Consider the following 1377-nt stretch of genomic DNA (forward strand, 5'->3'; position numbering starts at 1 on the left):
AAACATTCATGATCGGTTCGCTCCCAACCCAGGCATGAAAATAGGTTCTTCCTGTCCATAATGGTACAGACACAAACAGTTCATAATACGTGGCTCTTTTTGGTGGTTTGCCCCTGAACTAAAAACTGTCTGAGTGGATTTGGTGTTCAACCCTTTGTTAGCTCTTTCCAATGGAAGGATGACTACGTACAGAAAAATGCTTATTTTCAAATTCACTCACTGTTTGTGATCCTATATTTTATGGAGTGGTTTGATGGAAGTATTGATTGAAAGATGTGCCGGCTTGGATGTGCATTCAGAAACCATTGTAGCTTGTGCCCTGATTGGTTCAAAAGACGATGGGCTAATCAAGGAAACGGAAACTTTCCCTACTATGACCAAAGATTTATTCCGGCTGTTAAAGTGGCTCGAAGACCGTGATATAACGCATATTGCGATGGAGAGTACAGGAGTTTACTGGAAGCCGGTGTTTAACATTTTAGAGGATTTCTTTGATATCACATTGGCAAATGCCCAAAGGATTAAAAACGTGCCGGGAAGAAAAACAGATGTTTCAGACGCTGAATGGATCGCTAAATTACTTCGCTATGGATTAATTGAAAAGAGCTTTGTTCCTCCAGCAGATATTCGGGAACTCCGTTATTTATAACAAGGCTGAGAAAGAAATGGATTGGCCTGTCACTTTTGAGAAGAACAGAATTCAAAAGGTATTGGAATCTTCAAATGTAAAACTAAGCACGGTCATTTCAAATGTGTTTGATGTTTCAGGAAGAAAGCTGCTTAACCGGCTGATTGAAAAGGGTTATGTAGATGTAAAAGATGTTGAAGAAAGGATTCATGGGAGGATGGCTTCTAAAAAGCAGCAGATCTCGGATTCGTTATTTGACATAATAAATGATCATCAGCTTTTTCTGATCCCCAGTCATGGAGTCATATTGAATATTTGGAATGTCTTATTACCGAAATTGAACAAAGAATTGATGTCTTACTGCAGAAATATCAAGAAGAAGTTCAATTACTCCTCACAATACCTGGAATTAAAAAAAGATACTGCCGCAGTTATCATTGCAGAAATTGGTGTGGATATGAGCCGGTTTCCAACCTCGCAACATTTAGCATCTTGGGCGGGGGTGTGTCCGGGGAACAAAGAAAGTGCAGGCAAGCGATATAGTACAAGAACGGTAAAAGGGAGTCCACATATCAAATCAGCCATGTGCGAGGCGGCGTGGGCAGTATCAAGGTGCAGGAATAAATGGTTAGCAGCAAAAATAACCAAAATCAAAAAGTATTATACAAAGTTACCTTGCCAGAGGTAGCTCTGCTTTCTTATTGACTTTTTTGGCTACTTTTAGGGTTGCCCGGACTCGCAGGGAAACC

1 pseudogene is annotated in these 1377 nt (G+C 40.4%); it reads left to right on the plus strand.

The annotated features are described in order from the left end of the window. Window positions 1-253 precede the first annotated feature (253 nt). Window positions 254-1268 (plus strand): annotated as a pseudogene (locus tag GBH70_RS16385) (IS110 family RNA-guided transposase); the annotation flags it as partial. Between the last annotated feature and the right edge of the window lie 109 nt (window positions 1269-1377).

The organism is Weizmannia acidilactici, from assembly GCF_008974225.1.
Taxonomy (GTDB): Bacteria; Bacillota; Bacilli; order Bacillales; family Bacillaceae_C; genus Weizmannia; species Weizmannia acidilactici.